Genomic DNA, 12726 nt, shown 5'->3' on the forward strand with positions numbered 1-12726 from the left:
AGTTAGAGGATCCTTTTGCCGAAGGCGGACATGACGAAGCTGACGGTTTCGCCGGCAATGCGCGGCTCGGTATCCACGCGCAATCCCGAGACATCCATCGACAGCATGCCACCCGACAGGGCTATCGCCTCCATCGCCTGGTGCGTCTCGCGCACCGTCATGCCACCGGAACCGCCGGTCCAGCCGGGCATCTCGGTGACCGAGGGCGAGTAGCTGACGTGGAAACCGACAGTGCCCGCAGAGGCGATGCGGATCGCCTCGCGCATCACCTCGCGCATGCCGGAGCCATCGATCTCGGCCATGGTGAAGGCGGTGACGCGCGAATCCTTGAGGATGCGCACCTCGGCCGGATCGGCCTCGCGCAAGCCGACAAGCACCACGTTTTCCGGCGACAGCTGCGGCTGCAGGGCGCCGGGCTTGTGGTCGAGGCCGAGCGCACGCGCCAGAACTGAACGTTCCGGCGCTTCGACCGCATCTTCGCCTTCCGGCATCAGGGCGGCGATGGAATCGATCCAGATCAAGCCCAGGGAATGCGTCGCCTCGGCTGCGGCGGCGAGCGCTTCGGACGCCGTATGCCTGTCGGCTCCGACATGCAGCCGCAGCAAGCCTGCCGGCGGGTGCTCGGCGTCGGCGATCTCGACGACGTCGAACTGCATCTGTTCGAGCCGCGAACCGACAGACTGTTTTGCCAGCACCGGCCCCGCCTCTGCGTCGGCGATGATCGACACCATGCGCCGGCCGGTAAAACCGGCGATGTCGTGCATCGGCGCCTTCTCGACATATTCCGAGGTCATCGCCGTCAGCAGCGCACCATAATTCATGTGGAAGCTGACGCGGTCGCCAACGACGAGCGGCGGCTCGGCATCGGTGATATCGAGCACGAGATGGTCGCTCGACGCACCCAGCACCCGCACGCCGGGATTGATCGGCACTAGGCCCTCGATCATCGTGTCCTCGCGGCCGATATTGGCGATGCCGCGCAGCCGGTCGCCTTCGTCGACGAACACCGGCTGGTTGCCGAAAGCGTCGTAGCCGGACTCGCCGATCGGCAGCGACGGCTTGAGCTTGACCTCGATCAGGTCGCCGGTGAGCCTGAAGGCGTTGAACTCCAATTCCTTCCAGGGCTCCTCCCTGAAGGTCTCGTAGCCACCCTGCAGGATCGCCTCGCCGATGCGCAGATTGTTGATGCCGGCAGGCAGCTTGTTTTCCAGCAGCAACGGCAGCGACGACGAATTGCCGCCCGATACCCAGTCGAGGCTGATGCCGGCGAGCCGCTCGACCTTGTAGGCATAAGCGACGAGCTGGTTGAGGTTGTCCTCCGTCGGCATGATGGCGCCGAAGCAGGTCAGGTTGGTGCCGAGGCCGGCGATGCGCACGCCCGGCAGTTCGAGCACGCGCTCGACGGTCGGCAACAGGTCGTTCGGCCAGATGCCCTCGCGCAGGTCGCCGAGATCGACCATCAGCATGATGTCGTGGACACGGCCGATGCGCTGGGCGATGCGCGACAGCTCGCGGATGATCTCCAGCTCCGACTGCAGGCTGATGTCGACTGTGCGCACCACCTCCTCGACACGGGCGATCGGGGGGCTGCGCAGCAGCATGATCGGGCAGCCGATGCCGCTTTCGCGCAGGCGGCGGATGTTTTCAAAACGCGACTCGGCCAAACCCGAAACACCGCCGCGCAGCATGGCACGCGCCACCTGCGGCAAACCGCAGCTGCCTTTGGTGACGCCGAATACCTTGATGCCTGAAAGTGCTGCGCGTTCGACGACTGCGCGCGCATTGCGCTCGATGCGCCCGAGATCGATGGCGACTTGTGGTCCAGACATGCCTCAGCCCTTATAGACCAGTCCCTGCGGATCAATTTCAGGCTTGCGACCCGCCACAAGGTCGGCAAGGAATTTGCCGGAACCGCAGGCCATGGTCCAGCCGACATGGCCATGGCCAGTGTCGAGATAGAGGTTTTGGAAGCGCGCGCGGCCGATCACCGGCACCGAGCCTGGCATCATCGGCCTCAAACCCGCCCAGACCTCGGCCTTGCGCGGGTTGAAGGCACCAGGGAAAAGCTCTTGCCCCGCCTTGAACAGGCGGGCGAAATCCTGGGGCTTGTGGCTGCGATCGAAGCCGGCGAATTCGGCGGTCGCAGCCAATCGCAGACGGTTGCCGAGGCGCGAATAGGCGATGAGATCGTCCTCGTCGGCGCCGCCCATCGTCGGCCCCTTGTCGGGATCGTCGAGCGGTACGGTCGCGGTGTAGCCCTTGACCGGGTAGACCGGCAGGTCGATGCCGTGGCGGCGGCCAAGCAGCCCGCTTTCCGGCCCCATGGCAATGACCACCGCATCGGCCATGACAATGCCCGCTGGCGTTTTCACGCCGCTGACACGATCGCCGTCGATCACCAGCTCTTCGACATTGGTGCCGAACATGAACTTCACGCCGAGCCGCTCGGTGGCATGGGCTGCCAGGCTTTCGACGAACATCCGGGAATCGCCGGTCTGGTCGATCGGCGAATAGACACCACCTGATATGCTGTCCTTGGCGGCAGCCAGACCGGGCTCCAGATCGACCATGCGGTTGCGGTCGACGATTTCGATCGGCAGGCCGTGCTCGGCCAGGAAGCGGTAGTTCTCGCTGCCTTCGTCAAGGCTCTTTTGCGAGCGGAAGAAATACAGGATGCCCTTGCGGCGTTCGTCGTAGCTGAGACCGGTTTCTGCCGAAATCTCGTTGATGCACTGGCGCGAATAGAGCGCGAGCCTGAGCTTGACCTCGCTGTTGGCGCGCAGCCGCGCGGTCGTGCACTGGAACAGGAAGCGCAGGCTCCAGGCATAGAAATAGGGATCGAGCCTCAGCCTGACCTTGATGCCAAGGTCGGGCGTGTAGAGCGAGCGGATGAAGGTCTTGAGCGCTGCCGGCGAGGCCCAAGCGGTGGCGTCGCCCGGCGAGACGAGACCGGCATTGGAATAGCTGGTGCCGCGCGCCGCTGCCGGATGCCGTTCGACGACTGTGACCTCATGGCCGTCGCGGGCCAGATAATAGGCGGCCGCCGTTCCGACCACACCCGCGCCCAGAACCAATATCTTCATGCTGCCACCCCTCAGAGCATCGCGCAGCGCCCCCAGGCACGCGGAAAGGATGCTCCAACTCTCTTGCGGGCATCGCAACAGCCGAATTCGGGCCGATGCACCAGGCTCTGGCGGGAACCCCTTCACCGTGCGGGGTCAGGCCCCGCACTCACCCATAGCGTCTGTCGCTGGAAGTTTCGAGAGAAAGCAGCGGATATCCACCACCTGTCGCTTATATAACGGAAGAGTTCTTGCGGCTCAGCTGCCGCTCCCAGTTGAGCGCATCGCCGACGATGGCATCGAGATCGTCATGCCTGGGCGCCCAGCCGAGTTCGCCGCGCGCCAGATCCGAATTGGCGACGACGGAGGCCGCGTCGCCCGGACGACGGGCCGTCTTTTCGACGGTGAAGTCGGCGCCATGAACACGCCGGACGCTGTCGATGACCTCAAGCACCGAATAGCCATGACCGTAACCGCAATTGGCGACGAGGTTGCCGCCACCAGCGCGCAGGCGAGCGAGCGCCAGCCGATGCGCGGCGACAAGGTCGGAGACGTGGATGTAGTCGCGCACGCAGGTGCCGTCGGGTGTGGCATAGTCGTTGCCGAAAACCTGCATCGAGCGGCGTTTGCCAAGCGCTGTTTCGCAAGCGACCTTGATGAGGTGCGTCGCGCCCTTGGTCGACTGGCCCGTACGCCCCTTGGGATCGGCACCGGCGACATTGAAATAGCGCAGCGCAGTGTAGGTCAGCGGGTGGGCCGCGGCGGCATCGCGCAGCATCCATTCGCTCATCAGCTTGGACAGGCCATAGGGCGATTCCGGCGCAAGCCGGGCGTCTTCGACCACCGGCTGGATGCCGGCCGCGCCATAGACGGCCGCCGTCGACGAGAAGATGAAATGCTTCACGCCGCAGCTCACCGCGGTCTCGATCAGGCTGCGGGTCTTGCAGGTGTTGTTCTCGTAATAACCGAGCGGGTCGGCGACAGATTCCGGCACCACGATCGAACCGGCGAAATGGATGATCGCGTCGACGCCATGGTCGCGGATCAGCTTGCCAACCAGTTCCTTGTCGGAGACATCCCCCGTTACGAGCTTGGCCTCGGGCGCAACGGCCCAGTCGAAACCTGTCGACAGCCGGTCGAGCACGACGACCTGCTCGCCGGCATCGAGCAGTTCCCAGACCATGTGGCTGCCGATGTAACCGGCCCCGCCCGTCACCAAAACCGCCATAGCAACACTCCGCATCAAATCCCGTCCGGCCCTGTGTAGCGCGACAATACCGGTAAATGCGAGATAGGACTTTCGTCACCCGATCACGTTGACCATTCGGTCGCAGCGCAATTTGATCCACATCAAGGGACGTTTCGGCGATCCGTGGTCGTTTGAAGCGTCGAGGGCGTGGCATTTTGACCAAAAACGGTCGATGGACGCCGAACCGGCCGTTGATTATGCTCACGGTTGAAAAATTGGGACGTCCAGATGAACTACCAGCGGTTTTTCGAAGAAGCGATCGACCAAATTCATGCCGAGCGCCGTTATCGCGTGTTCGCCGATCTTGAGCGCATCGTCGGCAAGTTCCCGCGCGCCATCTGGCGCTCCAACGGCAAGGCCGAAGAAATCACGGTCTGGTGCTCGAACGACTATCTCGGCATGGGCCAGCACCCTGACGTGGTGGCTGCGATGCAGAAGGCCGCCGGCAATATGGGCACCGGCGCAGGCGGCACGCGCAACATCTCCGGCAACAACCATCCTCTGGTCGAACTCGAGCACGAACTCGCCGACCTGCACGGCAAGGAAGCTGGCCTCGTCTTCACCTCCGGTTTCGTCTCCAACGAAGCGGCGATCTCGACCATCGCCAAGCTTCTGCCGAACTGCCTGATCCTTTCCGACGAACTCAACCACGCTTCGATGATCGAGGGCGTTCGCCGCTCCGGCGCCGAAAAGAAGGTGTTTCGCCACAACGACGTCGGCCATCTTGAAAGCCTGCTGCAAGCGGCCGGCCGCGAGCGCGCCAAGCTGATCGTATTCGAAAGCGTCTATTCGATGGACGGCGACATCGCACCGATCGCCGAGATCGCCGACCTCGCCGAGAAATACAACGCCATGACCTATATCGACGAGGTCCATGCGGTCGGCATGTATGGCCCGCGCGGCGGCGGCATCACCGAACGCGAGGGCCTTGCCCATCGCATCGATATCATCGAGGGCACGCTGGCCAAGGCATTCGGCACGCTGGGCGGCTACATCACCGCGACCCGTTCGGTGGTTGACGCCGTCCGGTCCTACGCACCGGGCTTCATCTTCACCACGGCACTGCCGCCGGCGATCGCCGCCGCGACCACCGCGTCGATCCGGCACCTGAAGAACTCGCAAGCCGAGCGCGACGCGCAGCAGCGCCAGGCGACGCAGGCCAAGCTGATGCTCGCCGACGCCGGGCTGCCTGTCATGGAGTCGCCCACGCATATCGTGCCGATCCTTGTCGGCGATCCCGAGCTTTGCAAGATGGCCAGCGACCGCCTGCTTGGCGTGCACGGCATCTACATCCAGCCAATCAACTACCCGACAGTGCCGCGCGGCACCGAACGCCTGCGCATCACGCCGACGCCGTTCCACACCGACGCGCTGATCGCCGAGCTCAAGGAAGCTTTGGTCGAGACCTGGAATGCACTGGGCATTCCCTATCGCACCGAGGGCCACACCGAAGTCGCCAAGAGCGAGCGCATCGTTTCGTTGCTGGTGCCGCAATCGGGCGGCTGAGCAGTCATACCGGCTCCTAAAATGGCCCGAAAACCGGCAGCGGTTTTCGGGCCATTTCATTTGGGCAACTTGCGTCCCGCCCTCAACCGCTACTGCGCATTGATCCACGTCGCCAAGCGGTGCGACGCCTCCTCGATCTGGTCGAGGCGACGGTGGAAGCACAGGCGTAGAAACCCTTCGCCACCGGCTGAAAAAGCCGTGCCGGGCGCGACGCCGACGGCCACCTTGTCGACGATATCGAAGGCCGCGGCTTCAGCGTTCTTCATCCCGTCGACGGAGAAGAACAGGTAGAAGGCGCCCGGCGGCACGCTGAAGCGCACCTTGCCGGTCTCGCCCAAGATCTTGCAGACGATATCGCGCGCCTGTTGCGCGCGCTCGACCTGCGAGGCGATGAAGGCGTCGCCCTCGTCGAGCGCGGCAATGCCGCCACGCTGCATGAACTGCGCCACGCCAGAGCTCGAATACTGGACCAGGTTCTCGAAGGTGCGGCTCAATGACGGGTGCGTCTTGAGCCAGCCGATGCGCCAGCCGGTCATCGCCCAGTTTTTGGAAAAGGTGTTGACGAAAAGGATCTTGTCCTCTGCAACCATGATGTCCATGAACGACGCGGCCCGGCTACCGCCGTAATGGAACAGCGCATAGATCTCGTCGGCGATGATCCACAGGTCGTGCCTGCGCGCCAGCTCGAGGATCGCCTGCAGCGTCTCGCGGTCGGCGGTCCAGCCGGTCGGGTTGGACGGCGTGTTGACAAAGATCGCCTTGCTGCGCGGGGTGATGGCAGCAGCGATCTTCTCGATGTCGCAGCTCCAGCCATTGTCGGTCATGTCGAGCAGCACCGGCACCGGCTTGATGCCGGCGATACCGGCGGCGCCGGCGAAGTTCGGCCAGGCAGGCGCGAGATAGACGGCTTCGTCACCGGCACCCGCCGTCACCTGCAACGCCATGGTGATGGCCTGCATGCCACCGACAGTGACGATGAACTCGTTGGCGCCGAACTCCATGCCGAAATGGCGCTTGTGGTAGCGCGAGATCGCCTGGCGCAGTTCCGGGATGCCGGCCTGCCAGGTGTAGAACGTCTCGCCATTGGCAAGCCCGCGCGCGGCTGCATCGCTGATGAAGGCTGGCGTCGGCATGTCGCCTTCGCCGGACCACAGCGGGATGAGGCCGGCGCGGTCGCGCCCATAATTGGCAACAGCCTCGATGCCGCTCATCGGCGCGAGGCGGGCCTCGGGGCGAACTGTGTCGATGAGGCTCATGATCGTCCCAGGTTGCGAGTTGCTGCTTGAGGCTAGTCCTATCGCGCCCTGGCAAACGAAAAAACCCCCGGCGGTCCAGCCAGCCGGGGGTTTTCGGGATGCCAGCGCTGGCCGGTTACTTCTTGGCAAGCAAGTCGCGGATTTCGGTCAGCAGCGCGACGTCGGCGGGCGGAGGACCAGCCGGCTCGGCGGCCTTCTGCTTCTCCAGACGCTTGCGCATGGTGTTCACGCCCTTGACCATCAAGAAGATGATCCAGGCGAGGATCAGGAAGTTAATGACCACAGTGATGAAGTTACCGTATGCGAAGACCGGTCCCTGTTTCTTCGCCTCTTCCAGCGAAGTCGCCGTCACCGCATCCGAAAGCGGGAGGAAATAGTTCGAGAAATCCGCACTTCCAGCCATGCCGATGATCGGCATTATGATGTCGCCGACCAGGGATGAGACGATCAGACCGAAGGCGCCGCCGATGATCACGCCAACCGCGAGGTCCATCACATTGCCCTTGGCAATGAATTCCTGGAATTCCTTAAGCATGAAACCCTCCTTGTACGATCTGCGGAAAGGCGAATCGTTCCCCACCATCCGTCGCCGAGCACTTCACCATAGCAAAAACCGCCGGTTGCAAAACCCGTCAATATCGACACGCGCCAGACAAGCTTCCGCACCGCGCACAAGCGTCTAGGCGACAAGGATAATAGACTTGCCGTCGCAGCTGTGATTGCCTCAGTGCAAAGGCAACAGAACGTTCCGAGGGAGTGAGAGTCTAGAGTGCAGGGGCTGGCCGTCGTCCTCATCGCCATTGCCTATGTCACGCTGCTGTTCGCCATCGCGAGCATCGGCGACCGCCGGGCCGCGAACTGGGGGCCGGGCCGGCCACGCCCGTTCATCTATGCGCTCAGCCTCGCCATCTACTGTACGTCGTGGACCTTCTTCGGCTCGGTCGGGCTTGCGTCCGAGCGCGGGCTCGAATTCCTTGCCATCTATATCGGCCCGGTGCTGGTGTTCATGTTCGGCTTCCCGCTGCTCAGCCGCATCATCAAGCTGGCCAAGGCAGAAAAGATCACCTCGATCGCCGACTTTCTCGGCGCGCGCTACGGCAAGAGTTTCGCCGTCGCCTCGATCGCCACCCTGATCGCCACTGTTGGCGCCATCCCCTATATCGCGCTGCAGCTGAAGGCGATCTCAGGTTCGGTCAGCCTGATGGTCGAGCACTATACCGGCTCGCCGCCGTCGTTCGATCCGTTCGTCAGCGACATCTCGCTGATCGTGGCACTGCTTCTGGCTCTGTTTGCGACCTTGTTCGGCACCCGCCATGCTGACGCCACCGAGCATCAGAACGGCCTTGTGCTGGCGGTCGCGGTCGAGTCGATCGTCAAGCTCGTCGCCTTCCTCGCCGTCGGCCTGTTCGTCACCTTCGCCCTGTTCGATGGTCCCGGCGACATGCTGCAGAGTTTCGCCGCCACCGAGCAGGTCGGCGACGCCATGAGCTACAGCACCTCGCTCGGCACCTGGCTGGTGGTGACCATCATCAGCGGCTTCGCCATCATCATGCTGCCGCGTCAGTTCTACGTCATGATCGTCGAGAACCGCAGCGAGAGCGAGCTGCGTACCGCGACCTGGGTCTTCCCGGCCTATCTGGTGGCGATCAACCTGTTTGTACTGCCGATCGCCTTCGCCGGGCTTTCCACCGTCGGCACCGCGACCACCAGCGATCTCTACGTTTTGTCGTTACCGCTGCTCAAGGGCCAGGACCTGCTCGCCATGATCGCCTTCATCGGTGGTCTGTCGGCGGCCACCGCCATGGTCATCGTTGCCAGTGTTGCGCTGTCGATCATGATCTCCAACGACCTCGTCATCCCGATCTTCGTGCGCCGCCTGATCAAGTTCAAGTCCGGCGACACCGAAGACTGGTCGGCGATCATCCTGAACATCCGCCGCGCCTCGATCTTCATCATCCTGTTCGTCGCCTTCCTCTATTACCGCGAAAGCACCACCAACACGCGGCTGGCCTCGATCGGCCTGATGTCGTTTGCCGCGATCGCCCAGTTCGCGCCGTCGTTCATCGGCGGGCTGATCTGGCGCCGCGCCAACGCAAGGGGCGCAGCACTCGGCATGGCCGCCGGCATCGCTGTCTGGTGCTACACGCTGATGCTGCCGACGCTTGCCGCACCCGACACGGCGATCCTCACGCAAGGGCTGTTCGGCATCGATGCGCTCAGGCCCCAGGCGCTGTTCGGCACCTCGGCCGAACCGCTCAATCACGGCGTGTTGTGGAGCCTCGCCATCAACACGCTGTTCTTCGTCTTCGGCTCGCTGTCGCGGGCGTCGGTGCCGCTCGAACGCATCCAGGCCTCGATCTTCGTGCCGCGCGATTCAAGCCCGATGCCTAGCCTGCGCCGCTTCCGCACCACCATCACGGTCAACGACCTCAAGGACACCATCTCCAGATATCTCGGCGTCGAGCGTACCGAGCGTTCGTTCCAGACCTTCCAGAACGAGAGCGGCAGCAAGCTCAACGGCAATGACCCGGCCGGCATGGACGTCATCCGCTTTTCCGAACAGTTGATGGCAAGTGCGGTCGGCTCTTCGTCGGCGCGGCTGATCCTGTCCTTGCTGTTCAAGCGCTCCGACAACTCCTCCAAGGACACGTTTCGCCTGCTCGACGACGCCACCGAAGCGCTGCAGCACAACCGCGACCTGTTGCAGATCGCGCTCGACCAGATGGAACAGGGCATCACCGTCTTCGATCAGGATTTCCGCCTGATCTGCTGGAACCGCCAGTACCGCTCGCTGTTCGACCTACCCGACGACATGGGCCAGGTTGGCGTTTCGATCGACCGCATCCTCGGCTATCTCGTGGCGCGCGGCGACATTCCGCCGACCTCGCGCCTGACCACGCTCGACCGCCTGACCAGATTCGGCGGCCCCTGGCAGATCGAGCTCAAGACCAGCGGCAGGATCATCGAGATGAGTTCCAACCCGATGCCCGACGGCGGCATCGTTGCGACCTACACCGACATTTCGGCGCGGGTCGCCGCCGACCTCGCGCTCAAGCGCGCCAACGAGTCGCTGGAACAGCGGGTCAAGAGCCGCACAGCCGAACTGACCCGCGTCAACGAAGAGCTGGCTCAGGCGCAGATGCTTGCCGAAGAAGCCAATCTGGGCAAGACGCGCTTCCTGGCGGCTGCCGGCCACGACATCCTGCAGCCACTCAACGCCGCCCGGCTCTACTGCTCGTCGCTGATCGAAAAGGCTGGCAAGGGCAATGCCGGGCAGGCCGCGCGCAACATCGAATCCTCACTGGAATCGGTCGAAACCATCCTTGGTGCCGTGCTCGACATCTCGCGGCTCGACGCCGGCGCCATGAAGCCCGCCGAAACCGTGTTCCGCCTCGATGGCCTTCTGCGCCAGATCGGCACCGACTTCCTGCCCATGGCTCGCGCCAAGGACCTCAAGCTGGTAATCGTGCCGTCGACACTGGCTGTCGACACCGACCGCAACCTGCTGCGGCGACTGATCCAGAACCTCGTTTCCAACGCCATCAAATACACCCGCAGCGGGCGCATTGTCGTTGGCGTCCGGCGTCGTGGCGACCTTGCAGAAATCCAGGTGATCGACAGCGGCATCGGCATCGCCGCAGACAAGCTCGGCACCGTGTTCCACGAATTCACCCGTCTCGACGACGGTATTCGCGAAGCGCAGGGGCTGGGGCTCGGCCTGTCGATCGTCGACCGCATCGCGCGCGTGCTGAAGCTCGAGATCCAGATCGAATCGCACAAGGGCCAAGGCACGCGCTTTTCGGTGATCCTGCCTGTCACCACCGCCAAGGAACTGCCGGCGGCGACCACCGCCCGGCCGCGCATCCAGGCTGCCGCTGCGCTCAATGGACTGACCGTTGTCTGCATCGACAACGATGCCCGCATCCTCGAAGGCATGCGGCTGTTGCTCGAAGGCTGGGGCTGCGAAGTCAGAACCTATTCGGGAACGGCGGCGTTCAGCGCCGGCGAGCCTGACGGGCCAGCGCCCGAAATCATCCTGGCCGACTATCATCTCGACGGCGAAAACGGCCTCGACGTCATCCGCGCGCTGCGCACGGGCTATGGCGAAGCAACACCTGCCGTGCTGATCACCGCCGACCGTTCCAACGAAGTGCGCGCCGCCGCCGACCAGATCGACGTCGCCGTGCTCAACAAGCCGCTCAAGCCGGCCGTGCTGCGTTCGATGATGAATAGGATGCGGCGCATGGCCCACGCCGCGGAGTGAGACTTTACGTCCCGAACATGGTCGTTGCCGAAAGCCGGCATCCACTTTTCGGGAACATGCTCATGCCGCCGGGCGCGGTTCGCCGCCGATCTTCGACAACAAGATGACCGCCTGAGTGCGGCTGTCGACGCCGAGTTTCTGCAGGATCGCCGAAACATGCGCCTTGATCGTCGCTTCCGACACGCCAAGCTCGTAGGCGATCTGCTTGTTGAGCAGGCCCTCGGCCAGCATGCCGAGCACGCGTGTCTGCTGCGGCGTCAGCGACTGCAGCCGCTTGATCAGGTCGGAGATCTCAGGGTCGCGTTCAACGCCGAGATCGATGTCGCCGGGCGCCGAAATCTCGCCTGACAGCACCGCTTCGATGGCGCTGCGGATATTTTCCATGCTCGCCGATTTCGAAATGAAGCCGGAGGCGCCGAGTTCGAGCGCGCGGCGGATCGTTTCGGGATCGTCATGGGCCGATACGATGACCACAGGTACCGTCGCGTGGATGCCGCGCAGCGAGATCAGGCCGGAAAGCCCGGAGGCGCCGGGCATAGACAGGTCGAGCAGGACGATGTCGATGTCTTCGTTGGCGGCAACGATCGCCTTGACGCTTTCGAAGTCGCCGGCTTCCAGAACGCTCGACACATCGGCGAGCCCGGCGATGGCTTGCTTGAGAGCGCCGCGGAAAAGCGGATGGTCGTCCGCGATGACGAACTTGTGGCCTGCTGGCAAATATCCCTCCCGAGGTCCCGACTGTCTGTACGCCTTGGACCGTCGGGCGCGATTATGCGGCCCGGTGGCGTCTTTTCAAGCAGTTAAAACAGATCGGCGAAGGAGACGGCCCATTCATGCTCAACTTTCAGGCGACGGACGCGATTTCCGCTCAAGTCTTGTTCGGTGCCGGCGCTGGCTGGGGCGCCTGCTCTTCCTTTTCCATGTCCTTGACGATGCCCATGAAGCTGCGGAAGAAGCGCTCCATATAGCCCATGCTCTTCTGGAATTCTTCTTCCGTCGGCAATGTCGATTCCAGTTTCTGGGTCAGCGAGTTCTCGAGCTTAACCACCCGGTCCTCGATCGCCTTGACTTCGCCTTGCAGGCGCCCGATCTCGTCCTGCAGCGCCGAGCGTTCGTCGGCGGCAAGCTTGCACACCAGCTGGTTGTCGCGTTCCTCGCAGATCGACATCTCACCAGTCTGCGTATCCATCCGGACATAACCCGTGTCGGTCTTTTCCATCTGGTAGCGCTGCGTTTCGGCGGCCGATGCCGGCCCAGCGCTCAGGCCGGCAATCACGGGAACAAACATCCAAAGGCGCATGACTGTCTCCATTCGCGGACGGTGCGCATTGTCGCGCCGCAATAGGCCCAAATTGCGGTGGGGCAAACAATGCCACTCTTTCCCGCATC

Annotated in this window: 9 protein-coding genes; 2 read left to right on the top strand and 7 right to left on the bottom strand. The window is 63.4% G+C overall.

The features are described 5' to 3' along the window. Positions 1–2: 2 nt before the first annotated feature. From ACHMW7_RS25220 to galE, 3 genes are all read right to left on the bottom strand, one after another. Positions 3–1829: an alanine racemase gene (locus ACHMW7_RS25220; RefSeq protein WP_395448149.1), complete on the bottom strand. Its 1827-nt coding sequence runs from the start codon at positions 1827–1829 to the stop codon at positions 3–5. Between the two features lie 3 nt (positions 1830–1832). Continuing rightward, positions 1833–3083: a D-amino acid dehydrogenase gene (locus tag ACHMW7_RS25225; protein WP_395448150.1), complete on the bottom strand. Its 1251-nt coding sequence runs from the start codon at positions 3081–3083 to the stop codon at positions 1833–1835. 211 nt (positions 3084–3294) lie between these two features. Beyond that, entirely contained in the window at positions 3295–4290 is a 996-nt protein-coding gene (gene galE, locus ACHMW7_RS25230; RefSeq protein WP_395448151.1) for a UDP-glucose 4-epimerase GalE, read from the bottom strand. 249 nt (positions 4291–4539) lie between these two features. Here galE and hemA point away from each other — a divergent pair, with 249 nt between their 5' ends. Continuing rightward, the gene (gene hemA, locus ACHMW7_RS25235; protein ID WP_395448152.1) at positions 4540–5817 is read left to right on the top strand and encodes a 5-aminolevulinate synthase; all 1278 of its coding nucleotides are present in this window, start codon (positions 4540–4542) and stop codon (positions 5815–5817) included. An 89-nt stretch (positions 5818–5906) separates the two neighbouring features. On the opposite strand, the gene ACHMW7_RS25240 is transcribed toward hemA, so the two are convergent. Beyond that, positions 5907–7073 carry a pyridoxal phosphate-dependent aminotransferase gene (locus ACHMW7_RS25240; protein ID WP_395448153.1) on the bottom strand — a complete coding sequence of 389 codons (1167 nt, stop codon included), beginning with the start codon at positions 7071–7073 and terminating at the stop codon, positions 5907–5909. Positions 7074–7188: 115 nt separating this feature from the next. Beyond that, positions 7189–7608 (bottom strand): large conductance mechanosensitive channel protein MscL, encoded by a 420-nt coding sequence (mscL, locus tag ACHMW7_RS25245; protein WP_395448154.1) that lies wholly within the window; start codon positions 7606–7608, stop codon positions 7189–7191. 234 nt (positions 7609–7842) lie between these two features. On the opposite strand from mscL, the gene ACHMW7_RS25250 reads away from it, so the two are divergent. Further along, positions 7843–11337 carry a NahK/ErcS family hybrid sensor histidine kinase/response regulator gene (locus tag ACHMW7_RS25250; protein WP_395448155.1) on the top strand — a complete coding sequence of 1165 codons (3495 nt, stop codon included), beginning with the start codon at positions 7843–7845 and terminating at the stop codon, positions 11335–11337. 60 nt (positions 11338–11397) lie between these two features. On the opposite strand, the gene ACHMW7_RS25255 is transcribed toward ACHMW7_RS25250, so the two are convergent. Together ACHMW7_RS25255 and ACHMW7_RS25260 are read right to left on the bottom strand one after the other, a co-directional pair. Next, the gene (locus tag ACHMW7_RS25255; protein ID WP_395448156.1) at positions 11398–12054 is read right to left on the bottom strand and encodes a response regulator; all 657 of its coding nucleotides are present in this window, start codon (positions 12052–12054) and stop codon (positions 11398–11400) included. Between the two features lie 151 nt (positions 12055–12205). Next, a complete protein-coding gene (locus tag ACHMW7_RS25260; protein WP_395448157.1) occupies positions 12206–12637 on the bottom strand; it encodes a hypothetical protein in 432 nt (143 codons plus the stop codon). Positions 12638–12726 lie beyond the last annotated feature (89 nt).

Origin of the sequence: Aminobacter sp. UC22_36, from assembly GCF_044056035.1 — a bacterium.
Lineage (GTDB): Bacteria > Pseudomonadota > Alphaproteobacteria > Rhizobiales > Rhizobiaceae > Aminobacter.

What these genes read in the sequence shown, in the direction of transcription:
- ACHMW7_RS25220 (WP_395448149.1), bottom strand. Translation starts at nt 1,829, where the DNA reads ATGTCTGGACCACAAGTCGCCATCGATCTCGGGCGCATCGAGCGCAAT.
- ACHMW7_RS25240 (WP_395448153.1), bottom strand. Translation starts at nt 7,073, where the DNA reads ATGAGCCTCATCGACACAGTTCGCCCCGAGGCCCGCCTCGCGCCGATG.
- galE (WP_395448151.1), bottom strand. Translation starts at nt 4,290, where the DNA reads ATGGCGGTTTTGGTGACGGGCGGGGCCGGTTACATCGGCAGCCACATG.
- mscL (WP_395448154.1), bottom strand. Translation starts at nt 7,608, where the DNA reads ATGCTTAAGGAATTCCAGGAATTCATTGCCAAGGGCAATGTGATGGAC.
- ACHMW7_RS25260 (WP_395448157.1), bottom strand. Translation starts at nt 12,637, where the DNA reads ATGCGCCTTTGGATGTTTGTTCCCGTGATTGCCGGCCTGAGCGCTGGG.
- ACHMW7_RS25225 (WP_395448150.1), bottom strand. Translation starts at nt 3,083, where the DNA reads ATGAAGATATTGGTTCTGGGCGCGGGTGTGGTCGGAACGGCGGCCGCC.
- hemA (WP_395448152.1), top strand. Translation starts at nt 4,540, where the DNA reads ATGAACTACCAGCGGTTTTTCGAAGAAGCGATCGACCAAATTCATGCC.